The following is a 23,277-nucleotide window of genomic DNA, read 5'->3' as shown; positions in this document are numbered from 1 at the left end:
CTGATGGCCCAGAAGATCATTCGCGTAGGCGACATCGAGATTGCCAACGACAAGCCCATGGTGCTGTTTGGCGGCATGAACGTGCTGGAAAGCCGCGACATGGCGATGCAGGTCTGTGAAGAGTACGTGAAGGTGACCCAAAAACTGGGTATCCCTTACGTGTTCAAAGCCAGCTTCGACAAGGCCAACCGTTCGTCCGTGACCTCCTATCGCGGCCCGGGCCTTGAAGAAGGCATGCGGATCTTCCAGGACATCAAGCAAGCCTTCGGCGTACCGATCATCACTGACGTCCACGAGCCTGAACAGGCTGCCGTGGTCGCCGAGGTGTGCGACATCATCCAGTTGCCGGCCTTCCTGTCGCGCCAGACCGACTTGGTTGTCGCGATGGCCAAGACCGGTACTGTGATCAATATCAAGAAAGCCCAGTTCCTCGCGCCCCAGGAAATGAAACACATCCTGAGCAAGTGCGTCGAAGCGGGTAACGACCAGTTGATCCTCTGCGAGCGCGGTTCTAGCTTCGGCTACAACAACCTCGTGGTGGACATGCTCGGTTTCGGCATCATGAAACAGTTCGAATACCCGGTGTTCTTCGACGTGACCCACGCGCTGCAAATGCCCGGTGGTCGCGCTGATTCCGCGGGCGGGCGTCGTGCCCAGGTGCTGGACCTGGCCAAGGCTGGCATCAGCCAGTCTTTGGCGGGCCTGTTCCTCGAAGCCCACCCGGACCCGGACAACGCCAAATGCGACGGTCCGTGCGCCCTGCGCCTGGACAAACTGGAGCCATTCCTGGCCCAGCTCAAGCAGCTGGACGAACTGGTCAAGAGTTTTCCGACGGTAGAGACCGCGTAAGCGCCATTTCTCCGGTAGACTTTCCCACGCTTTACGCTCAGGCCTGCGGGCCTGAGCCATGTCGCCTGCAAGCCTGCCCCGTTGTTCCACCCTTGCGGTCGGTCAAAAGATTTCCTTCAGCTGCGTCGTTTTCGTCAACTTTGGAGTGTTTACAACAATGGCAAAAATCGTCGACATCAAAGGTCGTGAAGTTCTCGACTCCCGTGGCAACCCCACCGTCGAAGCCGACGTGCTTCTCGATAACGGCATCATCGGCAGCGCCTGCGCGCCGTCCGGTGCTTCCACCGGTTCGCGCGAAGCGCTGGAACTGCGTGATGGCGACAAGAGCCGTTACCTGGGCAAGGGTGTACTCAAGGCTGTAGCCAACATCAACGGCCCGATCCGTGACCTGTTACTGGGCAAAGACCCGCTGGACCAGAAAGCCCTAGACCACGCGATGATCAAGCTCGACGGCACCGAAAATAAAGGCAGCCTGGGCGCCAACGCCATCCTCGCCGTGTCCCTGGCTGCTGCCAAGGCTGCTGCCCAGGACCAGGACCTGCCGCTGTACGCACACATTGCCAACTTGAACGGCACCCCGGGCGTTTACTCGATGCCGGTACCGATGATGAACATCATCAACGGTGGCGAGCACGCCGATAACAACGTCGACATTCAGGAATTCATGGTGCAGCCGGTCGGCGCCAAGACCTTCTCCGAAGGCCTGCGCATGGGCACCGAGATTTTCCATCACCTCAAAGCTGTGCTGAAGGCCCGTGGCCTGAGCACTGCCGTGGGTGACGAAGGTGGTTTTGCACCGAACCTGGCGTCCAACGAAGATGCACTCAAAGTGATCTCCGAAGCGGTAGCCAACGCTGGCTACAAGCTGGGCACCGACGTGACCCTGGCGCTGGATTGCGCGGCCAGTGAGTTCTACGAGGACGGTAAATACAACCTGTCCGGCGAAGGCCAGGTGTTCAACTCCGAAGGTTTTGCTGACTACCTCAAAGGCTTGACCGAGCGTTACCCGATCATCTCGATCGAAGATGGCCTGGACGAGTCCGACTGGGATGGCTGGAAAATCCTCACCGACAAGATCGGCGAGAAAACCCAGCTGGTGGGTGACGACCTGTTCGTCACCAACACCAAGATCCTGAAAGAGGGCATCGATAAAAAGATCGCCAACTCGATCCTGATCAAGTTCAACCAGATCGGCACCCTGACCGAAACCCTGGAAGCCATCCAGATGGCCAAGGCAGCGGGCTACACTGCCGTGATCTCGCACCGCTCCGGCGAAACCGAAGATTCGACCATTGCCGACCTGGCCGTGGGCACCTCGGCGGGCCAGATCAAGACCGGTTCTCTGTGCCGTTCCGACCGCGTTTCCAAGTACAACCAATTGCTGCGTATCGAAGAGCAACTGGCCGGCAAAGCCAAGTACAACGGTCGCGGCGAGTTTCGCGGCTGATCGCTCTTGATGGTAAAGCATGGTAAAAAGCTGACGGATTGCGTCGGAAAACTCACGACAGTGTGGGTTTCGACGCTAATCTGATGGCTATCAAGCACAAGCCTGGTTTTTCCAGGCTTCGTGCTATCAGTTACTTTAAAAGTTTTGCATGGCTGTCTTTTTTCACTGGATACCCGGATTTCGATGCGCAGTCCCAATTGGTTGTTTCTCGTCTTGCTCTTGTTGCTGGCTGGCCTGCAGTACCGCCTATGGGTCGGTAATGGCAGCTTTGCGCAGGTAAAAGACCTGGCCGAGCAAATCGCTGCACAGCGCGCCGAAAACGAAGTCCTGCTGGAGCGTAACCGTGTCCTTTATGCGGAAGTGCTTGAGCTGAAAAAGGGTACCGAGACCGTTGAAGAGCGGGCTCGTCATGAGTTGGGCATGGTCAAGGAGGGCGAAACCCTCTACCAGTTGGCCCAATGACCAACAGCTTGCCGGCCTTCTGGGCCGTGATTCCTGCCGCGGGCATCGGTGCCCGCATGGCCGCGGACCGTCCCAAGCAGTACCTGCAACTGGGCGGACGCACCATTCTCGAACACAGCCTTGGCTGTTTTCTCGACCATCCTTCGCTCAAGGGGCTGATGGTCAGTCTAGCTGTTGATGATCCGTATTGGCCTACCCTGGCGTGTGCCATGGACCCGCGAATTCACCGTGCGGACGGCGATTTGGAGCGTTCCGGTTCGGTGCTCAACGCGCTGTTGCAGCTGAACGCTTTGGGGGCCAGTGATGATGATTGGGTGCTGGTGCACGATGCGGCGCGGCCGAACCTGAGTCGCGATGACCTCGACAAACTGCTGATTGAACTGGCGGACGACCTGGTGGGCGGTCTGCTGGCCGTGCCAGCACGTGACACCCTCAAGCGAGTCGATAAGCATGGGCGTGTCGTCGAAACCGTCGACCGTAGCCTGATCTGGCAAGCCTACACGCCGCAGATGTTCCGTCTGGGTCCGCTGCATCGTGCTTTGGCTGACAGCCTGGTGGCGGACGCCGTCATCACCGATGAAGCCTCTGCCATGGAATGGTCCGGCCAGGCGCCGCGGCTGATCGAAGGGCGGTCGGACAATATCAAGGTGACGCGGCCGGAAGATCTGGAGTGGCTCAGGTTGAGGTGGGCTAATCGCCGGTAGTCAGTTGCACCGAGTCGACCCTTTCGCGAGCAAGCCCACATTTGCCGCGTTCCAACAGGATAAACGCGGTCAAATGTAGGCGCTGGCTTGCCTGCGAAGAGACCGGCACAAACAGCCAATAATTACTGGCTGTACTCCGGCCTCTCAGCCAACCCTTCCTTCAAGTAATCCACCAACTTCCTGACCTTCGGCGACAAATGCCGCTGCTGCGGATACAGCGCCCACACCGCTGTATTCGGCGGCTGATGCGCCTCCAGCAGCGACACCAGCGCGCCACTGTGCAAGTGCTCCAGTGCGTAATAATCCGGCAACTGGCACAACCCGACGCCCTGTAACGCCGCATCCAATACCGCTTGCCCACTGTTGCAGCGCCAGTTTCCCTGCACCCGCTGGGAAAATTCGCGCCCGTCCTGGGCCAGTTGCCAGATATCCGAGCTACCAATCAAGCAGTTATGCCGACTCAATTCCGACAAACTATGTGGCCGACCATACCGCGCCAGGTAGGACGGCGACGCGCACAGGTACATGCGCCTCGGCGCCAGCCTGCTGGCGACCATGCGCGAATCCTGCAAACGGCCCAGGCGAATCGCCAGATCCAGGCCCTCGTGCACTAGGTCTAGTTGACGGTTGCTCAGCTCGATATCCACGCGCAACTGCGGGTAGAGGCCCATGAACCGCGTTACCAACGGCACGATAAACCGCTCGCCGTAGGCCACGGCGCAGGTCATGCGCAACATGCCTTTGGGTTCGCTGGTGAGGTCACCCACCGCACGCAGGGCTTCTTCGCGCCCGTCCTGCAAACGTTGGCAATGTTGCAGAAAGGTCTGGCCGGCTTCCGTCAAGGTGACCTTGCGCGTGCTGCGATACAGCAACCGCGTTTGCAGGCGTTCTTCCAGGCGCGCCACCTGCCGGCTGATATGCGACGAAGAGACGCCCAGGCGTTCCGCTGCCGCAGTGAATTGGCTGCATTCGGCCACTGCGACAAATTCATCGATGCCTTCCCAGCGGTTTTCAAGCACGGTGATTATCCCTGTACAGCAATAAAGTTTTGCTTTCGCTTGGATTATTAATCAGCTAGCCATGTTTTACACTCACCGTCTCAGTATTCAACTCCATGGAGAAACCCGGATGATCAAGTCCCGCGCCGCCGTAGCCTTCGAAGCCAAGAAGCCCCTTGAGATTGTTGAAGTGGATGTCGCCATGCCCAAGGCTGGCGAGGTGCTGTTGCGCGTGGTCGCGTCCGGTGTATGCCATACCGACGCCTACACGCTGTCGGGCGCCGACCCGGAAGGTATCTTCCCGTCGATCCTCGGCCATGAAGGTGGTGCAGTGGTTGAAGCGATCGGCGAAGGCGTGACCTCCGTAGCCGTCGGCGATCACGTGATCCCGCTGTACACCCCGGAATGCGGCCAGTGCAAATTCTGCCTGTCGGGCAAGACCAATCTTTGCCAGGCCATTCGCTCCACTCAGGGCAAAGGCTTGATGCCGGATGGCACCACGCGGTTTTCCTACAAGGGCCAGCCGATTTTCCACTACATGGGCACCTCGACTTTCTCCGAGTACACCGTGTTGCCGGAAATTTCCGTGGCCAAGATTCCTAAAGAAGCGCCACTGGAAAAAGTCTGCCTGTTGGGTTGCGGCGTCACCACCGGCATCGGCGCGGTGATCAACACCGCCAAGGTCAAGCCGGGCGACACCGTGGCCATCTTCGGTCTTGGCGGTATCGGCCTGTCGGCCGTCATCGGTGCAGTCAAGGCCAAGGCTGGCCGCATCATCGCCATTGACATCAACCCGGCCAAGTTTGAGATCGCCAAACAGTTGGGTGCGACCGACTGCATCAACCCGAAAGACTACGACCGCCCGATCCAGGACGTGATTGTCGACCTGACCGATGGCGGTGTGGACTTCTCCTTTGAATGCATCGGCAACGTTCAACTGATGCGCGCTGCCCTCGAGTGCTGCCACAAAGGTTGGGGTGAGTCGGTGATCATCGGCGTGGCCGGTGCGGGTCAGGAAATCGCCACGCGTCCCTTCCAACTGGTGACCGGTCGCGTCTGGCGCGGTTCGGCCTTCGGTGGCGTGCGCGGTCGTACTGAGCTGCCAAGCTACGTGGAAATGGCCCAGACCGGCGAGATCCCGCTGGACACCTTCATCACCCATACCATGGGCCTGGAAGACATCAACAAAGCGTTTGACCTGATGCATGAAGGCAAGAGCATTCGTACCGTCATTCATTTTTGAAGCAGCGGCAAGCGACAAGCCACACGCTGCAAGTGAGCGCGCCTTACTTGCAGCTTGGAGCTTGTAGCTTCTAGCTGGGAGCATTCCCATGACCTTGGAAAATATTTCCTGCCAGAAGAGTTTTGGTGGCTGGCATAAACGCTACAAACACAGCTCCCACGTGCTCGGCTGCGACATGACCTTCGCCGTCTACCTGCCGCCGCAAGCGGAGCAGGGCGGTAAGTTGCCGGTGCTGTACTGGCTGTCCGGTCTCACCTGCACCGATGAGAACTTCATGCAGAAGGCCGGCGCGCAGCGCATGGCCGCCGAGCTGGGGTTGATCATCGTGGCGCCGGACACCAGCCCTCGTGGGCCGGGTGTTCCGGGTGATCCCGATAACGCCTGGGATTTTGGCCTTGGCGCCGGCTTCTATCTGAATGCCACGCAGGAACCCTGGGCCAAGCACTATCGGATGCATGACTACGTGGTGAAGGAATTGCCTGCGTTGGTTGAAGCGCATTTCCCGGCGTCAGATAAACGTGGCATCAGCGGTCACTCCATGGGTGGCCACGGTGCACTGGTGTGTGCGTTGCGCAATCCTGGGCGTTACCTGTCGGTGTCGGCGTTTTCGCCGATCAGCAACCCGATGGACTGCCCATGGGGCCTGAAGGCTTTTTCCCGCTACCTGGGCGAAGAGCGTTCGAAATGGCGCGAGTGGGATGCCTGCGTGCTGATCAGCGAAGCCGCGGAAAAGCTGCCACTGCTGGTGGACCAAGGTGATCGCGACGATTTCCTTGCCGTGCAACTCAAGCCTGAAGCCCTGCAGCAAGCGGCCAAGGCAGCCAACCATCCGTTGGAACTGCGGCTGCAACCTGGCTACGACCACAGTTACTTCTTTATCGCCAGCTTCATCGAAGACCATTTGCGACACCATGGTCGTGCTTTGCTCGGTTAATGTGAGGCAAAAGTAGGTAGAATCACGCCCTGAATTAAATCGGGGCGTTTTTATATGCGTATTGGCCACGGCTACGATGTGCACCGTTTCGCTGAAGGCGATTTCATCACCCTGGGCGGCGTGCGCATTGCGCACCACCATGGGTTGCTGGCTCATTCCGATGGCGACGTTGTGTTGCATGCCTTGAGCGATGCCTTGCTCGGCGCGGCGGCGTTGGGCGATATCGGCAAGCACTTTCCGGACACCGACCCGACCTTCAAGGGCGCGGACAGCCGTGTATTGCTGCGCCATGTGGTTGGCCTGATCCATGCCAAAGGCTGGAAGGTCGGCAACGTCGACAACACCATCGTGGCCCAGGCGCCAAAAATGGCGCCCCATATTGAATCGATGCGCGCACTGATTGCCGCAGACCTGCACATTGAATTGGATCAAGTGAACGTGAAAGCTACCACCACCGAAAAGCTCGGGTTCACCGGTCGTGAAGAGGGCATCGCCGTGCACTCCGTTGCCTTGTTGCTGCGCGCATGAATGATCTGCAATTGCTGGGGCCACGGGCCTATGGCGAGGCCTTGGGCAGCGCGGTCCTGAAGGCGACCGCTGAAGACTTCCAGGTTGATGAGGTGCTGGATATCCCGCTGACCGGCGAGGGTGAGCACCTGTGGTTGTGGGTTGAGAAGCGTGGCCTCAATACAGAAGAAGCCGCGCGGCGTATCGCCAAGGCGGCCGGCGTGCCGTTGCGCACTGTCAGCTATGCCGGGCTCAAGGATCGCCAGGCGTTGACCCGCCAATGGTTCAGCGTGCAGTTGCCAGGCAAAGCCGATCCGGACATGAGCGCTGCGGAAAACGACAGCCTCAAGGTTCTCAAGACCGCCCGTCATAAACGCAAATTGCAGCGCGGCGCACATTCGGCCAATGGTTTCACCTTGCGCCTGACCCAACTGGCCGGTGATACCGCCGCCATCGACGCGCGTTTGCAATTGATTGCACAGCAGGGCATCCCCAACTATTTCGGTGCCCAGCGTTTTGGTCACAATGGTGGCAACGTGGTTGACGCCCGCGAGTGGGCCGCACGCAAGGCTTTGCCGGAACAGCGCAACGTGCGTTCACGGCTGCTGTCGACGGCGCGCAGCTACCTGTTCAACAAGGTGCTGGCGGCGCGTGTGGCCGACGGTTCCTGGCAGCGCGCGCAGGTCGGCGACCTGTTGGCGTTTACTGACAGCCGCAGCTTTTTCCCGGCGGGGGAGGCGGAATGCAGTGACCCGCGCCTGGCCATTCTGGACCTGCACCCGACCGGGCCGCAGTGGGGGGAAGGTGACTCACCCGCCAGTGGCGCGACCTTCGAGCTGGAACAGGCGGTCGCCGCCGGTGAAGCCGACCTGCGCGATTGGCTGGTGAATGCCGGCATGAGCCAGGAACGTCGCATTCTGCGACTGCCCATTGGCGGTTTGACGTGGCATTATCCCTCGCTGGACATTCTGCAATTGGAATTCGTCCTGCCGGCCGGATGTTTCGCCACTGTCTTGGTGCGCGAGCTTGTTGATCTGGTGCCGGTGGGGCAGACGGACAACCCATGCGTATTCTGATATCAAACGATGACGGTGCCACCGCACCTGGTCTTGCCGCGCTCTATGCTGCGCTGGAAGATTATGCCGAGTGCGTGGTGGTTGCCCCCGACCAGGACAAGAGCGGCGCCAGCAGTTCGTTGACGCTCGACCGTCCGCTGCACCCGCAGGTCCTGGCCAATGGCTTTATCAGCGTGAACGGCACGCCTACCGACTGCGTCCACCTGGCGATCAACAGCCTGTTGGATCCGCAGCCGGACCTGGTGGTGTCGGGCATCAATCTTGGTGCGAACCTGGGGGATGACGTGCTGTATTCCGGTACCGTGGCGGCAGCCCTTGAAGGGCGTTTCCTGGGGCAAACCGCGTTCGCCTTTTCGTTTGCCTCGCGCCAATTGGATAACCTGCCGACCGCGGCCTATTTCGCGCGCAAGCTGGTAGAGGCCCATGGCTCCCTGGACTTGCCGCCGCGCACGGTGCTCAACGTCAATATTCCCAACTTGCCCCTTGATCATATTCGCGGCATCCAGCTCACGCGCCTGGGCCATCGCGCCCGCGCGGCGGCGCCGTTGAAGGTAATTGATCCGCGCGGCAAGGAAGGCTATTGGATCGCTGCAGCGGGTGACGCCGAAGATGGCGGCCCGGGCACGGACTTTCATGCGGTGATGCAAGGTTATGTATCGATTACCCCATTGCAATTTGATCGCACCTTCAGTGATGCCTTCAGTGGTCTCGATGGCTGGCTGGAGGGGCTGCGCTGATGGGCCGTGAACAAGACGACTTGCTGCGCCGGGGCATCGGGATGACTTCCCAGCGTACCCGCGAACGCCTGATACAGCGCCTGTACGAAGAGGGCTTGTCCAACGCCCAGGTGCTGGAAGTGATCCGGCGCACGCCTCGCCATCTGTTTGTCGATGAAGCCCTGGCCCACCGTGCCTATGAAGACACGGCGCTGCCCATCGGCCATAACCAGACCATTTCCCAGCCTTACATGGTGGCGCGCATGAGCGAGCTGCTGCTGGCCGCGGGGCCGTTGGACAAGGTGCTGGAAATCGGTACGGGCTCCGGCTACCAGACCGCCGTGCTGGCGCAGTTGGTGGAGCGGGTGTTCTCGGTGGAGCGCATCAAGGTGCTGCAAGACCGCGCCAAGGAGCGCCTGGTGGAGTTGAACCTGCGCAACGTGGTGTTTCGCTGGGGCGATGGCTGGGAAGGTTGGCCGGCACTGGCACCGTACAACGGCATCATTGTTACTGCAGTGGCCACCGATGTTCCGCAAGCGCTGCTCGATCAACTCGCCCCCGGTGGGCGCCTGGTGATTCCGGTCGGCTCCGGTGAAGTGCAACAATTGATGCTCATTATCCGTGAGGACGAAGGTTTTTCACGGCATGTACTGGGCGCTGTTCGTTTTGTACCGCTGCTCAATGGCCCGCTGGCCTGATCAATTTTTTCCGGCGGTGAATTCTGCTGGCGGGGATGTGTCTTACGGCGGGGTCTATTGAATCAATATCACTGGCGCGACGATTCAACACGCTGGACGATTCGTTTCAGACGTGTGCCGGTAAAACTCCAATGCCCAGTTATACTTGCGTCATATTTCAAGCCTGATACAGGCGTTCATGTTCAGCCAGCACAAAGGGAGCGGCGGGTGAGTCTCACAGGTCTTGCGCAGCGTATGAGTAAAACAAGCTTTCATCGACTGGTGCTTGGCCTCGTCTTCAGTTCTGTGTTGGTAGGGTGCTCCAGCTCGCCAAGCGGCGGCGCGCGGGTGGTTGATCGTAATAATGCGGCACCGCAAAGGCCGACGGTAACCACCGGGCAATATGTGGTGCGAAAGGGCGATACGATGTTTTCGATCGCCTTCCGTTATGGTTGGGACTACAAGGCCCTCGCAGCGCGTAACAATATTCCTGTGCCTTACACGATACATCCGGGTCAGACGATTCGCTTCGACGGTCGCACGGGTTCAACGCCTACGGCAGTCGTGACAAAGAGTGGTTCTTCGCCGTCGTCCTCAAGCAAAACTACCGTCTTCACCCGGCCTGCCGGTACTGCGGCGCCTGCCTCTGCGAACAAGCCGGCACCCGCGCCGTTGCCACCTGCAGGGCCTTCGCCGACCGGTTGGGGATGGCCTTCAAACGGCGTGTTGATTGGAAAATTCTCTTCAAACGGTAGTTTGAATAAAGGCATTGATATCGCCGGAGATTTGGGACAGCCTGTTTTAGCTGCGTCTGATGGGACGGTTGTATACGCCGGGAGTGGTTTACGGGGCTACGGCGAGCTGATCATCATCAAGCACAGCGATACCTACGTTAGTGCTTACGGTCATAACCGTAGGCTGTTGGTTCGGGAGGGGCAGCAGGTCAAAGTCGGACAGACAATTGCCGAAATGGGGTCAACTGGTACGGACCGGGTGAAACTGCACTTTGAGATTCGCCGACAAGGGAAGCCTGTAGATCCGCTGCAATTCTTACCCCGTCGTTGATATGTTGCACAGCCTGTTCCCTCACGTAGAAGGAACAGGCTCCAGCGTTGCCAAGGATAAAGGCGCCGCTTGAGCTTGAGGTCGAACTCACCAAAGGACTATAACAATGGCTCTCAGTAAAGAAGCGCCGGAGTTTGACATCGACGATGAGGTTCTCCTTATGGAGACCGGCATTGCTACGGAATCGATGTCGAATGAGGGACCTGCTGTACCTTCAGTTCGCACCAAATCCAAGAACTCCACCGCGTTAAAGCAACACAAATACATTGACTACACGCGGGCGCTCGATGCGACCCAGTTGTATCTCAATGAAATCGGCTTTTCCCCTCTGCTTACCCCCGAAGAAGAAGTCCATTTTGCGCGCTTGTCGCAAAAGGGCGATCCGGCTGGGCGCAAGCGCATGATTGAAAGCAACCTGCGCCTGGTGGTGAAAATCGCCCGACGCTATGTCAATCGTGGGCTGTCCTTGCTGGACTTGATCGAGGAGGGCAACCTTGGCTTGATCCGGGCGGTAGAGAAATTCGACCCTGAGCGGGGCTTCCGCTTTTCGACCTATGCCACTTGGTGGATTCGTCAGACCATCGAACGGGCGATCATGAATCAGACTCGCACGATCCGGTTGCCGATCCATGTGGTCAAGGAGCTCAACGTCTACCTGCGGGCAGCGCGTGAGCTTACCCAAAAACTCGATCATGAACCTTCGCCTGAAGAAATCGCCAACCTGCTGGAAAAACCGGTAGGGGAGGTCAAGCGCATGCTTGGTCTTAACGAGCGCGTGTCTTCGGTCGACGTCTCGTTGGGTCCGGATTCGGATAAAACCCTGCTGGACACCCTGACGGATGATCGCCCTACGGATCCTTGTGAGCTGTTGCAGGACGATGATCTTTCCCAGAGCATTGACCAGTGGCTGTCTGAGCTCACGGACAAGCAGCGTGAAGTGGTGATTCGCCGCTTCGGCCTGCGTGGCCATGAGAGCAGCACCCTGGAAGACGTAGGTCTGGAGATCGGTCTGACCCGTGAGCGGGTGCGGCAGATCCAGGTGGAAGGGCTCAAGCGCTTGCGCGAGATCCTGGAGAAGAATGGCCTGTCGAGTGAGTCGTTGTTCCAGTAACGACGCCTAATGCAGCTATTAAAGCGCCCGGTGCATGAGAGTGCGCCGGGCGTTTTGCTTTCTGCTGCCGTAGCAGCTGCCGAGCCTTCGCGAGGTACCGTTAACGCTACCTCGCGAAGGCTCGACAGCTGCTACTTCACGCAGAGTCATGGGCATGAAATCCCAGGCATAAAAAAACCCCGCTTTTAAGGGCGAGGTCTTTTTGACTAAGTCAGTACAAGTTAGATAACTTGAACTTCTTCAGCTTGCATGCCTTTCTGACCGCGGGTAGCGATGAAAGAAACCTGTTGGCCTTCTTTCAGGCTTTTGAAGCCGTCGGATTGGATAGCTTTGAAGTGAACGAACAGGTCGTCACCGGATTGTGGAGTGATGAAGCCGAAGCCTTTTTCATCGTTGAACCACTTAACGGTACCAGTTTGGCGATTAGACATGGTGTAACTCCTTGAACAAAGTTAACTGCGACTCAGGAAAAGCCCTGGCCGAGACTGAGTGCAAAGAGCAGGAAAAATTCTTGGAGATGGTTGGATCGAAATTCAACATATCGTGTAGAGATTCTCAGTGACACAAGCAACACAGTGACGTCACCTTAACTGTTTTTCTCGGACGTGCCAATGATATTTCCGAAGGTTTCTCTATTTTCGTGACTGGTGGTGGTATTTCTATTCGCCTCCCACAGCTATAGGGGGCCCGGCGCCGTTGGCTACGACGTGTAAGCAACCGGCGTTTTTTTTAAGAAAAGTCCCGTGGCCTTTGAACCCCAACGCCGGCCCCGGTAAGATGCCCAACAGATTTTTCACCTCGCTATTCAGGACACCGCCATGAGCATCAAATCGGATAAGTGGATTCGCCGCATGGCGCAAGAGCACGGCATGATCGAACCGTTCGTCGAGCGGCAGATCCGCGGCCAAGGCGATGCCCCGGTGATTTCCTACGGCGTTTCCAGCTATGGATACGACGTGCGTTGTGCCGATGAATTCAAGGTGTTCACCAACATCAACTCGGCCATCGTCGATCCAAAGAACTTCGACGAAAAGAGCTTCGTCGACGTCAAGAGCGACGTGTGCATCATCCCTCCGAACTCCTTCGCCCTGGCGCGCACCGTGGAGTTCTTCCGTATCCCCCGCGACGTGCTGACCATCTGCCTGGGTAAAAGTACCTACGCGCGCTGCGGCATTATCGTCAACGTGACTCCGCTTGAGCCTGAGTGGGAAGGCCACGTGACCCTGGAATTCTCCAACACCACGACGCTACCGGCGAAAATCTACGCCAACGAAGGCGTGGCGCAGATGCTGTTCCTGCAGTCTGACGAGGCCTGTGAAGTGTCCTATAAAGATCGCGCGGGCAAGTATCAGGGCCAGCGCGGCGTCACTCTCCCACGCGCTTGATAGAAAGGTCTTACGCGTAAAGGGAATTAGTCTGAAGAAAGTGACTCTATCTAGGTGTACTGCCTCGGCGCGTGTAAAACGCGTCGAGCCACGCTTGAGGAGTACTTTATGAAGATCGACCCGCGAATCAGCGCAGAAATTGCCCGGCTTGAACCCAACCAGATTGGCGTTCTGGCCTGGTCCCTGATGGCCGACCCTGCGTATGCGGGTGGTATTCCCGGCCAGCCAGACCCGGATTCCCCGCAGCCCATTGAAGAACCGGGCTCGCCCACTGTTCCAGATGAGCCGCCTCCCGCGCCTGTAGCCTGACACCTCGTCAGCCAGTCAATGTACTGGCCAAACTTGATGGTCGCCGATGACAAATATTCGGCGGTCATTGGCCTGTTCCACGGCAAAGCCACCGGTAAACGCGCCAAACGCCGGCAGCAAGCTGACCTGCGTCCCGATCTGAAAGCACGGTAGGCGCAAACTTTGCCGTCCCTTGCCGCGCAAGCGATACACAGGATGCACGTGCCCTGCCAATACATGGTGGGTCGCATGGGCATCCGGTTCGTGTTGCAGTGCAAACGGGGCCATCAGCAGCGGCTGCGCAACAACCTCGATCCTCAGATCCGCAGGCGGGTCACCCGCACGTTTATCGTGATTGCCTCGAATCAAGGTCATAGGCAGGTCAGGATGGCGTGCTCGCCAGGTTCTCAGTGCGCTCAGCGTGCCGCTGGCATGAGAGCCTGGACCGTGCAGGAAATCACCTAGAAAGATCATCTGTGCACACGGTAGCGTCGATAGCAACCGATCCAGTCGTTGCAAATTCTCGGTCGTGGTTCCCTGCGGCACCGGTTGCCCCAGGCTTCGATACGCCGACGCCTTGCCGAAATGCGCATCTGCAATCAACAGGCACTGACGCGCAGGCCAATAGACGGCCTTGTCTGCCAGCAACCACAAATCTTCTCCCTCTAGCATTACCGAACAAACCATCAGCGCTTCCCGTTATCCGCGACTTTTTCCAGGTCCTTGACCATCCGCGCAATGCGCTCAGAGAGTTTTTCCGAACTCATGCTTTCGCGCATCCGCTCAACCAGCAGGGGAAAGGCCAGCGGCGTAGGCCGTTCGATCTCATGCAGGTCCAGTTTCAGCGCCGACAGATGACGTAATGTCTCTTCTAGCCGGCGAATATCCAACTCATCACGCAGGACTTCTTCCCCCGCCTGGGTCAGCAGCAGGTTCTGCGGGTCATATTGCTTGAACACCTCAAAGAACAACCCGCTGGACGCCTGCACCTGTCGGGTACTTTTCGGCGCGCCAGGGTAACCGGCGAACACCAGCCCGGCTATCCGTGCGATTTCACGGAAACGGCGCAGGGCCAGCTCCGCGGCATTCAGGCTGGCCACCACATCATCCAGCAGGTTTTCAGAACTCAGCAGCGCGTCGTTCAACAGCGCCGGCCAATCCAATTGGGTGGCACTCAACAACTCCAGCCCGTAATCATTCACCGCAATGGAGAAGGTGACCGGCTGCCCTCGGCTGACCCGCCACGCCAACACACTCGCCAGCCCCAGGTGCACCTGGCGTCCGGCGAAGGGGTAGAGGAACAGGTGCCATCCCTCCCTCGATTTCAGGGCTTCAGCCAGCAAATGCGCGCGCGTCGGCAAGCCGGACCAGCGCAACTGTGTTTTCAAGACGGTTTGCACCGCCTGCATCTCCGGCCCTTCGAAGTGTCCCTGGGCCGCTTCATCCAAGCGCACGACGACGGCCTGGGCCAGCTCATTGGAAAGCGGCATGCGCCCACCATTCCAGCGCGGCACAGCGGCTTTTTTCGCGGTGCTGCGGCGTACATAGGCGGTCATGTTTTCGACCCGCACCAGCTCCAGCAAGCGCCCGGCGAACAGGAAACCATCCCCCGGCTTGAGCCGCGCAATAAAACCTTCCTCGACGCTGCCGAGGTTTTTGCCGCCGCCGCCCTTGCTCCAGAACTTCAATTGGATGCTCGCGTCACTGACGATGGTGCCGACGCTCATGCGATGCCGACGTGCCAGCCTTGCGTCCGGGACGCGCCAGATGCCGTGCTCGTCCGGCTCTACACGACGGTAATCCGGATAAGCCGTCAACGAAAGGCCACCATGGCGCACAAATCCCAGCGCCCAGGCCCAGTCTTCATCCGTCAGATCGCGATAAGCCCAGGCGCCGCGTACCTCGGCCAGCAGCGCTTGCGGTGTAAAGCCACCGCCCAATGCCATGCTGACAAGATGCTGGACGAGTACATCCAACGATTTGTGCGGCGACTCGCGCGCTTCAATGCGCCGCTGCGCAATCGCATCCTGCGCCGCTGCGGCCTCCACCAACTCCAGGCTATGAGTCGGCACCAATGTCACCCGCGAGGGCCGCCCCGGCGCGTGTCCCGAGCGACCCGCGCGTTGCATCAGGCGGGCCACGCCTTTGGCCGAGCCGATCTGCAGTACGCGCTCCACCGGCAGGAAATCCACCCCCAGGTCCAGGCTTGACGTACACACTACCGCCTTGAGCTGGCCGTCTTTCAACGCCCGCTCCACCCAGTCACGGGTCTCTCGCGACAGCGAACCATGGTGCAGGGCAATCACCCCGGCCCAATCGGGACGGGCATCAAGCAATGCCTGGTACCAGATTTCCGATTGCGCTCGCGTGTTGGTAAAGACCAGGCAACTGCTGCTGCTTTCCACCTCGGCCACCACTTGGGGCAGCATCTTCAAGCCGATATGCCCGGCCCAGGGAAAACGTTCTGTAACGGGTGGCAATAACGTGTCGATGATCAACTGCTTGGTCGTTAGCCCCTGCACATTGATCCCGTCACCCTGTGGGACCAGTACTTCCAACGCGTGAGACTGATTACCCAAAGTTGCCGAAATACCCCACACCATCAACTCTGGATGCCAGCGCCGCAAGCGTGCCAGCGCCAGTTGCAGTTGCACGCCGCGTTTATTACCGATCAGTTCGTGCCACTCATCCACGACCACCATACGCAGGTTTCCCAGGCTGGCTTCGCTATCGGCGCGGGCGAGCATTAACGTCAGGCTTTCCGGAGTGGTGACCAGTGCGGTGGGCAAGCGGCGGGTCTGCCGTGCGCGTTCGCTGCTGCTGGTATCGCCGGTGCGCAGGCCGACACGCCAGGGAATCTGTAACGCCTCGAGCGGCGCTTCAAGAGCGCGGGCGGTGTCGGCGGCCAACGCACGCATGGGCGTGATCCACAGCACCGTCAGCGGTTCAACCGGCGGTTTGCGTTTACCGGTTGCCGCTGGGCGCGTGATGGCGAAGCGATTGAGCGCGGCAAACCACAGTGCATAGGTTTTACCGGCGCCGGTGCTGGCGTGCAGCAAACCCGATCGGCCTTCCTTGACCGCCGCCCAGACTTCTTTTTGAAAGGCGAACGGCTTCCAGCCTTTGGCGGTGAACCATTGCCGGGCGAAGTCGAGAGGTTTTGCCATGCGGGCGCTGACGCTCTGAAGGGCTTATTGCACAGACCCTTAACGCCTGCCAAAGGTTTAACCGGGTGCAGCACGACAGTAATGCAATTGGTAGGTATTGGCCTGGGCCACTGCGTTGCAGGTCAAGGTAGGCGGCAGCGGTTGCTGGTTGTTTTTGCGTCGGATCAGGTAAAAGTCTTTCGACAGCGGCAGTTGTTGTGGGCTTTTGGTGTGCCGTGCCCAGCCGCGGCTATAGAACTCGGCCGAATAGGAGCGTGAGCCCAGGTAGATCAAGTCGCCGGGCGCAGCGGCTTGTTGCGCTTTCCAAAGCGCAACCATGTTTTTCTGGTTTTGTGGGCGGTCGGCAACCTCGCCGCTGATGATCAAGATGTAGCCCAGTAGTGGCAAGGCCAACGCCATGGCTGCGATGACGGTACCGCGTATTTTGCGGCACAGCACCTCAGCCAGTAATAACCCCCAGGCTGGCAGCGCGGGCAGTACGTAGGTCCAGAGAATGTTGGTGGACATGGTAAAGAACAAGGGCGCTGAAACAGCCCACCCCAGTACAAAGATCAAGTACTCCCGCTGACCTTCAAATTGCCCGCGCAGCTTGACCAGCATCGGTAAAAACAGCGCCCAGGGCAAAAGCCCGCCCAGCAGGTTCCCCCAAATCATCGCCAAGGGTTGCGCATGCGGGCTGCCGTATAGATCGCCTTGCCATTTGCTGATGACGTAGCGACTGAAATGTTCGCCGACGATGAAGTACTCCAGAAAACCCGGGGTTTTCAGTTCGGCCAGCCAATACCAGGGCATGGCCACGGCGAGCATCAGTGCCAACCCCGGCAACCATGGCAGCCCCAGCAATCGCCGCCAATGGCCGGTAAGCGCCAGCCAGATTGACGCGGGCATCGCCAGCAACACAAGCGCCAGCGGGCCTTTTGCGAGCAGGCCCAGGCCAAGCCCGAGAAATCCCGCCATGGCCCACCTGCGGTCACCGTGCATCAAACCGCGCCACACGCCCAGGTGGGCGAGCAAAAGGGCGAACGCCAATGCGCCGTCGGTCAACACAGCACCGCTGGAAAGGAACCCGAGTGTGCAAGTCGAGTAGATAATCGCTGCCGTCAGCCCGACTCGCAGGCTGCGCTCGCGGCAGGCGAAGTGCACGATCAGCGCGCAGCTGGCGACATGCAGCAGCCAGGTTGAAAAACGGCTGGAGAACTCGTTGATGCCGAACACTTTCATGCTCAGGGCCTGTAGCCAGAATGACAAAGGCGGCTTGCCCCAGAACGGCACACCGTGATCGAACATCGGCGTGATCCAGTCATTGGAAACGAGCATTTTTCGGGCGATTTCGGCATAGCGGGCCTCCGAGGTATCCATGATTGGATAGAGCCCGAGTGTGACCAGGCGCGCCAGCAGCACCGTGAACAGGATGCCCCAGAGCAAACGCATGGACGCGGAATGATTCATGCCGTCAGCCTTTATGAAGGGATTCAAGATTGATCGCGCTTATGCAGGGAGTGGGGCCTGGGGCTCACCACCGTCAGCACCCGACCGACATACTCGCCGACCACGGCGGTACCCAGGCACAACAACAGAATTGATTGCACCAGCAGATGCGCATGGGTCAGTTCACCGAATGTCGCGGTGACTGCAACCCACAGTGAGCCAACCAGAAAGCTCATGGCACTCAAGTAGCTGTACAGGCGCAGCGGGCGAGTAGAGAAAGCAAGAATCGAGTCCGCACACAGGTCCAGCAATGACAACGGCGTCCACTTGGCTGTGCCCGCTTGGCGTGGCTTGCGGTCGTAGTTCACTTCGGTACTTGGGTAGCCGAGCCAACTGACCAGCAGTTTCAATACGCCGGCGTTGTCGTCCATGGCGCGAATGGCTGCGAGAGCGTTGGGCCCTATCAGTCTGAAATCACTGACTTGCTGGGGGACTTCGAAATCGTCGATCAGTTGGTCCAGCGTGGCGTAATAGAGCCTTGCGGCCGTGCGTTTTATCCAGGAATCGCAGTGCCGCGAACGTCGCTGCATGTTCACGACCTCATAGCCCTTGTGCCATTCCTGCACCATGAGCGGGATCAACTCCGGTGGGTGTTGCAGGTCGCAGTCCATGATGATTACTGCGCCGCCGTCTATGTCGTTGATGCCTGCGCGCATGGCCGCTTCTTTGCCGAAGTTGCGACTCAAGTGCAGACACCTGACACGCGGGTCCTGAGAAAATTGATCGATCATAGCCGCTGTCTGGTCTTGACTGCCGTCATTGATGTAGAACACTTCAGTGCGGATTTTTACGCGGTCAATGATGGCCATCAGGCGCGAATGGAATTGAATTATTACGCACTGCTCGTTATAGCAAGGCACCAGTATTGTAAGTTTCGTGGCAGGCAAGGGCTCACTGAAGAGGTTCGCGTTTGCTGTCATGTTTGAATACCCAGAGGTAATTAATCGTAAAACCTTGAAGGGTCACGGCTACCATTGTCATGAGCTGTGAAAGTTGTGCAGGTACGCCCCAGTGGATCAGTAGCGTGACAATAAGCGTGTTAGATAAAACCTGACGGGTGGCCGTTATGAAAAATCGCCCTCTATTGCAGTCTCGCTGTCCAAATACCCAATGCCTGGACAGGCAATAGGCGACCAGCGCCCCCGCAATGGCTGCACAAAAAGCGGATGGTGTTGGGCCGTAGTAAGGCAGCACGCAGACGAACACTACGAAATGCACCAGTGTCGCGAAGAAGCCTGCGCCCAGATAAGGGATGAACAATCGAAGTAATTTTTGCATGACAAGAATGTATAAGATGAAGTGTGAATCAAATGTAACGTCGCGAAACGATATTTGCTGTCGGGTTTTATCTGTTTGCTGAAGGGATGTTCTTAGTTGCTTGTAAGAATTTGGAGTTTGTCCTGATGGAAATATTACTAGTTGAAGATGATCATGCGTTGGCGGGTTCGTTGGGGGATTATCTCGGTGAATTTGGTTTCGATGTAGATTTCGCCCGCGATGGGCGAAGTTGCCTGGAGCGTGTCCAGCACCATGAATACGACCTCATCGTCATGGATGTGGCAATGCCTCGCATGAGTGGTTTTGACACCTGTCGCCAGTTGCGGTGCGAGCAGAACCACACGCCCGTTATATTCCTGACGGCACGCGACGCACTGCCCGATAAACAAGAGGGTTACGACGCAGGCGGCGACGATTACCTGGTCAAACCCTTTGAGCCTCAAGAGTTGCTATGGCGTATCCGCGCGCTGATCCGCCGGGGCTCCCCGCGCCAGCCACGCGGTGTCAAACAACTGGGCGACCTGGTGATTGATCCGGTCTCGCAGGCGTTGCGTCACAACGGCGTCATGACGGTGTTGCCCGCCCTCCAATTCACCTTGCTGAACCTGCTTGCCGATGGGGCACCGGAGCCCGTCAGCCGGCGCAAACTGGAGGCCGCGTTGTGGCCAGAGGGTGATCCGCCAGACAGTGATGCACTGCGCACGTATATCTACCGGCTGCGCCAAGCCCTGGGCAAGCCATACGGTAACGAACTGATCCGCACGGTTCACGGTAAGGGCTATCGTCTTGCGATTCCTTACTGATTCCTTTTTTGCGCGAATCCTCTCTGCACTGCTGCCGTTCATGGCAACCATCACGTTGTTCTACAGCGTGCTGATCTGGGCCACTGTCAACGTGACAGAGGACAACATCATTGCCAGCTATTTGAAGCTTGAGGCACAGGCGTTCAAGGAACGGCATAGCCTGCAGGGAGCAGCGACAGCGATGCCCAACAGCATTTACCTGCAAGGCTACTGGTCGGGGGACGCTGAAGTTCCGGCCGTCATGCGCCAATTGCCAGCCGGTCACCATGAACTGGAGGGAGAGGATGTCCATGTGTTCGTAAGTGTTGTACCGGGTGCGTCACAGTGGCTGATACTGGTGCTGAACGAGTCTGAACTCAGCCAGACCGAAGGCTACGGCGCTCGGATTTTCGGGCTGTTGTGCGCGGTGGCCGGATTGATCCTGATCCTGGGTACGATCCTGGCCATCGCGATTGCCCGGGCCATTGCCCAACCCGTCAGCCAATTGGTGGAGGACGTGGCCTCTGAACCGCGTGGGCCGTGCAGATTCAGCGGGTTCGAGCGCCAGGATGAAATCGGCACGTTGAGCCGTACGCTGTCGGCTCTGGTGACCCAGCAAAATGCCGCGCTGCTGCGCGAGCAGGCATTTACCCGGCACGTGAGCCACGAGCTACGCACCCCCTTGGGTATCTTGAACAACAGCCTGGCGATCCTGCGTTTGCCCGGCTGCAACGCCGAAAAATCGGCACGCAGCCTGCTACGCATGGAAGGCGCGTTGTCCGGAATGAAAATGACCATTGAGCTGTTTTTGTCCCTGGCCCGTGAACCGCGTCAATTGCCCCATGCGGCGATTGACCTGTCCGCCGTCGTCGCCGAGCAGATCGAAAAATACCAGCTGCTTTTCCCTCTCGCGGCTGATGCGCGGGTGCTGACTGGAGCATCAACGATCTGCGTGCAGACCAATGAGGCGATAGCCCGCAGTGTGGTGCAGAACCTGCTGGGCAACGCTGTTCAGCATGGCGCCGGCAAAGTCCGGGTTGTCCTCACTGAGCAGCAACTGGTGATCATCAATAACCGTGTGGAACAGCGCGTGTCGCCGGGGTTCGGCTTTGGCCTGGAAATCGTCTCGCGTGCCTGCACGCAGGCAGGCTGGCGCCTTGAAACCCGACGCACACGCCATACGTTTCATGCGCGTATCTGCTTCACTTGAGATTGCCACTTAGAAACTGCTGCAAGCGCTCACTCTTGGGATTGCCCAGCACATCCTCAGGCGCACCTTGCTCTTCCACCAGGCCCTTGTGCAGGAACAGCACCTGGCTCGACACCTTGCGTGCAAAGCTCATCTCGTGGGTCACCATGATCATGGTGCGGCCTTCCTCGGCCAGGCCCTGGATCACCTTGAGCACTTCGCCCACCAGTTCCGGATCGAGGGCCGAGGTGGGTTCGTCGAACAGCATCACCTCGGGTTCCATGGCCAAGGCGCGGGCGATGGCGACCCGTTGCTGCTGGCCGCCGGACAGGAACGCCGGGTATTGATCGGCCACACGCGCCGGCAACCCTACCTTGTCGAGGTAGCGACGGGCGCGGTCTTCGGCGTCTTTCTTGCTGCAACCCAGCACCCGGCGCGGGGCCATGGTGATGTTTTCCAGCACGCTCATGTGGCTCCACAGGTTGAAGTGCTGGAACACCATCGCCAGGCGCGTGCGCAGGCGCTGCAGTTCGGCGTCGTCGGCCACGCGCATGCCGTGGCGATCGCTGACCATGCGAATCGACTGGCCGTCCAGGGTCATGGCGCCGTCGTTGGGGGTTTCCAGGAAGTTGATGCAGCGCAAAAAGGTGCTCTTGCCCGAGCCGCTGGCGCCGATCAGGCTGATCACGTCACCGGTGTTGGCCTTGAGCGAAACACCTTTGAGCACCTGATTGTCGCCATAGCTTTTATGCAGGCCTTCAACGGTCAATTTGTACATGGGGCGTGCATCCTCAAGGCGAAAGTAGATAGCCGCTGCGGTAGGCCTCGGTACCTGCGACATGGCCGATGACCATCCCGGCAGTGGCCATGCGGCGTAGCGAACGGGCGTAAAGCAGGCCGGCCTTCTGGCAGTGCACCGGCGTTACGCGGTCGGAAATGGGGTCGATGATTTCGGCGATCAGTTGCCCGGCTTCCAGGTATTCACCGGGCAGGGCGCTGAACACCAGCAGGCCACCCACTGGCGTCGCCACCGGTTCAACGCCGGCCAGCGGTGTGGCCGGGTAGGGCAGGTCGGGCAGCGGTGCCGCATCACCGGTAATGGCGCCGAAGTGAATCAGGTAGTCGATGATTGCCTGGCAGTCGAGGCTGGCCAGGCCGTGGTTGACGTCGCCTTGCCCGCGCAGTTCGACGGTCACCGAAAAACTGCCCATGGGGATCGGGAAGCGCTCGCCGAAGCGTTGCTGCAATTGCCACCAGACCAAGGTGAAACACTCATCGAAGGATTGCCCACCGGAGTCGGTCGCGAGCAAATTGGCCTCCGAACCGATATACCGCGCCAGCGGTTCCACCTTCGGCCAGGCCTCGGGCGTGGTGTACAAGTGCGCCACGGCTTCGAAATCGCAATGCAGGTCCAGCACTATGTCGGCGTCACAGGCCAGGCGTTGCAGCACCAGGCGCTGGGATTGCAGCTGGGTGTCGGCATTTTGCGCGGCGAGGGCGGTGGACAGCGCGGCGCGGATCAGTTCGACGTTGTGCCGAGGATCATCCCCGAGCACATCTTCGACCTGGTTGCCGACGGCTTCACTGAGGTCGACAAACAGGCGATTGAAGTTCTGCCCGCTCTCCAGCTCATAGCGACCCAGCGGAATATCCATCAACACCTGTTCCAGGCCCACCGGGTTGGCGATGGGCACCAGCACGATCTCGCTGCGCAGGCGACCGGCCGCGGCCAGCTTCGCCAATTGCACTTTGAGGTGCCAGGCCACCAGCATGCCCGGCAGCTCATCGGCGTGCAGCGACGACTGGATGTAAATCTTGCCCTCGGCCTGCTCCGGGCCGAAGTGAAAACTGTGAACCTGCCGCGCCGTACCTGGCACTGGCGCGATCAGTTCATGAACCTGGTGACGCATA

General features: G+C 59.0%; 25 protein-coding genes. 16 read left to right on the top strand and 9 right to left on the bottom strand.

Annotated features, from left to right (window positions below; genetic code table 11):
• Positions 1-3 precede the first annotated feature (3 nt).
• From kdsA to ispD, 4 genes are all read left to right on the top strand, one after another.
• Positions 4-849, top strand: coding sequence for a 3-deoxy-8-phosphooctulonate synthase (gene kdsA / locus AACY30_RS12760; protein WP_339540419.1), 846 nt, complete (start codon positions 4-6; stop codon positions 847-849).
• Between the two features lie 157 nt (positions 850-1,006).
• The gene (eno, locus tag AACY30_RS12755) at positions 1,007-2,296 is read left to right on the top strand and encodes a phosphopyruvate hydratase (protein WP_065872435.1); all 1,290 of its coding nucleotides are present in this window, start codon (positions 1,007-1,009) and stop codon (positions 2,294-2,296) included.
• A 183-nt stretch (positions 2,297-2,479) separates the two neighbouring features.
• Positions 2,480-2,758: a cell division protein FtsB gene (gene ftsB, locus AACY30_RS12750; RefSeq protein WP_339418126.1), complete on the top strand. Its 279-nt coding sequence runs from the start codon at positions 2,480-2,482 to the stop codon at positions 2,756-2,758.
• Positions 2,755-3,462 carry a 2-C-methyl-D-erythritol 4-phosphate cytidylyltransferase gene (ispD, locus tag AACY30_RS12745; RefSeq protein ID WP_339540418.1) on the top strand — a complete coding sequence of 236 codons (708 nt, stop codon included), beginning with the start codon at positions 2,755-2,757 and terminating at the stop codon, positions 3,460-3,462. Before ftsB ends, ispD begins: the two co-directional genes overlap by 4 nt.
• A gap of 122 nt (positions 3,463-3,584) precedes the next feature.
• Here the strand turns inward: ispD and AACY30_RS12740 are convergent, their stop codons facing one another.
• Positions 3,585-4,481 (bottom strand): LysR substrate-binding domain-containing protein, encoded by an 897-nt coding sequence (locus AACY30_RS12740; protein WP_339418121.1) that lies wholly within the window; start codon positions 4,479-4,481, stop codon positions 3,585-3,587.
• Between the two features lie 109 nt (positions 4,482-4,590).
• Here AACY30_RS12740 and AACY30_RS12735 point away from each other — a divergent pair, with 109 nt between their 5' ends.
• The 8 genes from AACY30_RS12735 to rpoS all read left to right on the top strand — a co-directional run bounded on the left by AACY30_RS12735 (position 4,591) and on the right by rpoS (position 11,789).
• Positions 4,591-5,703, top strand: a complete 1,113-nt coding sequence (locus AACY30_RS12735) for an S-(hydroxymethyl)glutathione dehydrogenase/class III alcohol dehydrogenase (RefSeq protein WP_065880066.1) — start codon at positions 4,591-4,593, stop codon at positions 5,701-5,703.
• Between the two features lie 88 nt (positions 5,704-5,791).
• On the top strand, positions 5,792-6,637 hold the full coding sequence (fghA, locus tag AACY30_RS12730) for an S-formylglutathione hydrolase (RefSeq protein ID WP_445261427.1): 846 nt from the start codon (positions 5,792-5,794) through the stop codon (positions 6,635-6,637).
• Between the two features lie 54 nt (positions 6,638-6,691).
• Positions 6,692-7,165, top strand: a complete 474-nt coding sequence (gene ispF / locus AACY30_RS12725; protein ID WP_025855145.1) for a 2-C-methyl-D-erythritol 2,4-cyclodiphosphate synthase — start codon at positions 6,692-6,694, stop codon at positions 7,163-7,165.
• On the top strand, positions 7,162-8,220 hold the full coding sequence (truD, locus tag AACY30_RS12720) for a tRNA pseudouridine(13) synthase TruD (protein ID WP_065890103.1): 1,059 nt from the start codon (positions 7,162-7,164) through the stop codon (positions 8,218-8,220). The genes ispF and truD overlap by 4 nt, the downstream gene beginning before the upstream one ends.
• Entirely contained in the window at positions 8,208-8,957 is a 750-nt protein-coding gene (surE, locus tag AACY30_RS12715; protein ID WP_339418117.1) for a 5'/3'-nucleotidase SurE, read from the top strand. The genes truD and surE overlap by 13 nt, the downstream gene beginning before the upstream one ends.
• A 41-nt stretch (positions 8,958-8,998) precedes the next feature.
• A complete protein-coding gene (locus AACY30_RS12710; protein WP_010563544.1) occupies positions 8,999-9,634 on the top strand; it encodes a protein-L-isoaspartate(D-aspartate) O-methyltransferase in 636 nt (211 codons plus the stop codon).
• A 207-nt stretch (positions 9,635-9,841) separates the two neighbouring features.
• Positions 9,842-10,678, top strand: coding sequence for a peptidoglycan DD-metalloendopeptidase family protein (locus AACY30_RS12705; protein WP_339418297.1), 837 nt, complete (start codon positions 9,842-9,844; stop codon positions 10,676-10,678).
• 106 nt (positions 10,679-10,784) lie between these two features.
• Positions 10,785-11,789 carry an RNA polymerase sigma factor RpoS gene (gene rpoS, locus AACY30_RS12700; protein ID WP_025855149.1) on the top strand — a complete coding sequence of 335 codons (1,005 nt, stop codon included), beginning with the start codon at positions 10,785-10,787 and terminating at the stop codon, positions 11,787-11,789.
• Positions 11,790-12,010: 221 nt separating this feature from the next.
• Here the strand turns inward: rpoS and AACY30_RS12695 are convergent, their stop codons facing one another.
• Positions 12,011-12,220 (bottom strand): cold-shock protein, encoded by a 210-nt coding sequence (locus tag AACY30_RS12695; RefSeq protein ID WP_002554837.1) that lies wholly within the window; start codon positions 12,218-12,220, stop codon positions 12,011-12,013.
• 387 nt (positions 12,221-12,607) lie between these two features.
• Here AACY30_RS12695 and dcd point away from each other — a divergent pair, with 387 nt between their 5' ends.
• Both dcd and AACY30_RS12685 read left to right on the top strand, forming a co-directional pair.
• On the top strand, positions 12,608-13,174 hold the full coding sequence (gene dcd, locus AACY30_RS12690) for a dCTP deaminase (protein ID WP_010212421.1): 567 nt from the start codon (positions 12,608-12,610) through the stop codon (positions 13,172-13,174).
• A gap of 108 nt (positions 13,175-13,282) precedes the next feature.
• Positions 13,283-13,483: a hypothetical protein gene (locus AACY30_RS12685; protein WP_049709645.1), complete on the top strand. Its 201-nt coding sequence runs from the start codon at positions 13,283-13,285 to the stop codon at positions 13,481-13,483.
• 15 nt (positions 13,484-13,498) lie between these two features.
• On the opposite strand, the gene pdeM is transcribed toward AACY30_RS12685, so the two are convergent.
• The 5 genes from pdeM to AACY30_RS12660 are packed head-to-tail and all read right to left on the bottom strand — an operon-like array spanning position 13,499 to position 19,395.
• Positions 13,499-14,149, bottom strand: coding sequence for a ligase-associated DNA damage response endonuclease PdeM (pdeM, locus tag AACY30_RS12680; RefSeq protein ID WP_339469480.1), 651 nt, complete (start codon positions 14,147-14,149; stop codon positions 13,499-13,501).
• Positions 14,149-16,629, bottom strand: coding sequence for a ligase-associated DNA damage response DEXH box helicase (locus AACY30_RS12675; protein ID WP_339540417.1), 2,481 nt, complete (start codon positions 16,627-16,629; stop codon positions 14,149-14,151). Before AACY30_RS12675 ends, pdeM begins: the two co-directional genes overlap by 1 nt.
• Before the next feature lie 57 nt (positions 16,630-16,686).
• Positions 16,687-18,078: an ArnT family glycosyltransferase gene (locus tag AACY30_RS12670; protein WP_339540416.1), complete on the bottom strand. Its 1,392-nt coding sequence runs from the start codon at positions 18,076-18,078 to the stop codon at positions 16,687-16,689.
• 23 nt (positions 18,079-18,101) lie between these two features.
• A complete protein-coding gene (locus AACY30_RS12665; RefSeq protein WP_339540415.1) occupies positions 18,102-19,037 on the bottom strand; it encodes a glycosyltransferase family 2 protein in 936 nt (311 codons plus the stop codon).
• Positions 19,009-19,395: a GtrA family protein gene (locus AACY30_RS12660; protein WP_339540414.1), complete on the bottom strand. Its 387-nt coding sequence runs from the start codon at positions 19,393-19,395 to the stop codon at positions 19,009-19,011. Before AACY30_RS12660 ends, AACY30_RS12665 begins: the two co-directional genes overlap by 29 nt.
• A 125-nt stretch (positions 19,396-19,520) precedes the next feature.
• On the opposite strand from AACY30_RS12660, the gene AACY30_RS12655 reads away from it, so the two are divergent.
• Both AACY30_RS12655 and AACY30_RS12650 read left to right on the top strand, forming a co-directional pair.
• On the top strand, positions 19,521-20,198 hold the full coding sequence (locus AACY30_RS12655) for a response regulator transcription factor (protein WP_339418109.1): 678 nt from the start codon (positions 19,521-19,523) through the stop codon (positions 20,196-20,198).
• A gap of 40 nt (positions 20,199-20,238) precedes the next feature.
• Positions 20,239-21,387, top strand: a complete 1,149-nt coding sequence (locus tag AACY30_RS12650; RefSeq protein ID WP_339540413.1) for a sensor histidine kinase — start codon at positions 20,239-20,241, stop codon at positions 21,385-21,387.
• On the opposite strand, the gene AACY30_RS12645 is transcribed toward AACY30_RS12650, so the two are convergent.
• On the bottom strand, positions 21,380-22,144 hold the full coding sequence (locus AACY30_RS12645; RefSeq protein WP_339418106.1) for an ABC transporter ATP-binding protein: 765 nt from the start codon (positions 22,142-22,144) through the stop codon (positions 21,380-21,382). The genes AACY30_RS12650 and AACY30_RS12645 overlap by 8 nt on opposite strands.
• A gap of 13 nt (positions 22,145-22,157) precedes the next feature.
• Positions 22,158-23,276: a succinylglutamate desuccinylase/aspartoacylase family protein gene (locus AACY30_RS12640; RefSeq protein ID WP_339540412.1), complete on the bottom strand. Its 1,119-nt coding sequence runs from the start codon at positions 23,274-23,276 to the stop codon at positions 22,158-22,160.
• Between the last annotated feature and the right edge of the window lies 1 nt (position 23,277).

The organism is Pseudomonas sp. RA_5y_Pfl1_P24 (assembly GCF_963970945.1).
GTDB lineage: Bacteria > Pseudomonadota > Gammaproteobacteria > Pseudomonadales > Pseudomonadaceae > Aquipseudomonas > Aquipseudomonas tritici.
Note: the sequence above shows the minus strand (reverse complement) of the source record. Positions and strands in the feature narration are given on the sequence as shown.

Coding starts and splice junctions, on each gene's coding strand:
- ispD (WP_339540418.1), top strand. CDS start 2,755: ATGACCAACAGCTTGCCGGCCTTCTGGGCCGTGATTCCTGCCGCGGGC.
- AACY30_RS12685 (WP_049709645.1), top strand. CDS start 13,283: ATGAAGATCGACCCGCGAATCAGCGCAGAAATTGCCCGGCTTGAACCC.
- AACY30_RS12655 (WP_339418109.1), top strand. CDS start 19,521: ATGGAAATATTACTAGTTGAAGATGATCATGCGTTGGCGGGTTCGTTG.
- AACY30_RS12650 (WP_339540413.1), top strand. CDS start 20,239: ATGGCAACCATCACGTTGTTCTACAGCGTGCTGATCTGGGCCACTGTC.
- truD (WP_065890103.1), top strand. CDS start 7,162: ATGAATGATCTGCAATTGCTGGGGCCACGGGCCTATGGCGAGGCCTTG.
- pdeM (WP_339469480.1), bottom strand. CDS start 14,149: ATGGTTTGTTCGGTAATGCTAGAGGGAGAAGATTTGTGGTTGCTGGCA.
- kdsA (WP_339540419.1), top strand. CDS start 4: ATGGCCCAGAAGATCATTCGCGTAGGCGACATCGAGATTGCCAACGAC.
- AACY30_RS12735 (WP_065880066.1), top strand. CDS start 4,591: ATGATCAAGTCCCGCGCCGCCGTAGCCTTCGAAGCCAAGAAGCCCCTT.
- AACY30_RS12665 (WP_339540415.1), bottom strand. CDS start 19,037: ATGACAGCAAACGCGAACCTCTTCAGTGAGCCCTTGCCTGCCACGAAA.
- AACY30_RS12710 (WP_010563544.1), top strand. CDS start 8,999: ATGACTTCCCAGCGTACCCGCGAACGCCTGATACAGCGCCTGTACGAA.
- AACY30_RS12660 (WP_339540414.1), bottom strand. CDS start 19,395: ATGCAAAAATTACTTCGATTGTTCATCCCTTATCTGGGCGCAGGCTTC.
- fghA (WP_445261427.1), top strand. CDS start 5,792: ATGACCTTGGAAAATATTTCCTGCCAGAAGAGTTTTGGTGGCTGGCAT.
- eno (WP_065872435.1), top strand. CDS start 1,007: ATGGCAAAAATCGTCGACATCAAAGGTCGTGAAGTTCTCGACTCCCGT.
- AACY30_RS12695 (WP_002554837.1), bottom strand. CDS start 12,220: ATGTCTAATCGCCAAACTGGTACCGTTAAGTGGTTCAACGATGAAAAA.
- AACY30_RS12670 (WP_339540416.1), bottom strand. CDS start 18,078: ATGAATCATTCCGCGTCCATGCGTTTGCTCTGGGGCATCCTGTTCACG.
- surE (WP_339418117.1), top strand. CDS start 8,208: ATGCGTATTCTGATATCAAACGATGACGGTGCCACCGCACCTGGTCTT.
- AACY30_RS12645 (WP_339418106.1), bottom strand. CDS start 22,144: ATGTACAAATTGACCGTTGAAGGCCTGCATAAAAGCTATGGCGACAAT.
- AACY30_RS12675 (WP_339540417.1), bottom strand. CDS start 16,629: ATGGCAAAACCTCTCGACTTCGCCCGGCAATGGTTCACCGCCAAAGGC.
- dcd (WP_010212421.1), top strand. CDS start 12,608: ATGAGCATCAAATCGGATAAGTGGATTCGCCGCATGGCGCAAGAGCAC.
- AACY30_RS12640 (WP_339540412.1), bottom strand. CDS start 23,276: ATGCGTCACCAGGTTCATGAACTGATCGCGCCAGTGCCAGGTACGGCG.
- ispF (WP_025855145.1), top strand. CDS start 6,692: ATGCGTATTGGCCACGGCTACGATGTGCACCGTTTCGCTGAAGGCGAT.
- rpoS (WP_025855149.1), top strand. CDS start 10,785: ATGGCTCTCAGTAAAGAAGCGCCGGAGTTTGACATCGACGATGAGGTT.
- ftsB (WP_339418126.1), top strand. CDS start 2,480: ATGCGCAGTCCCAATTGGTTGTTTCTCGTCTTGCTCTTGTTGCTGGCT.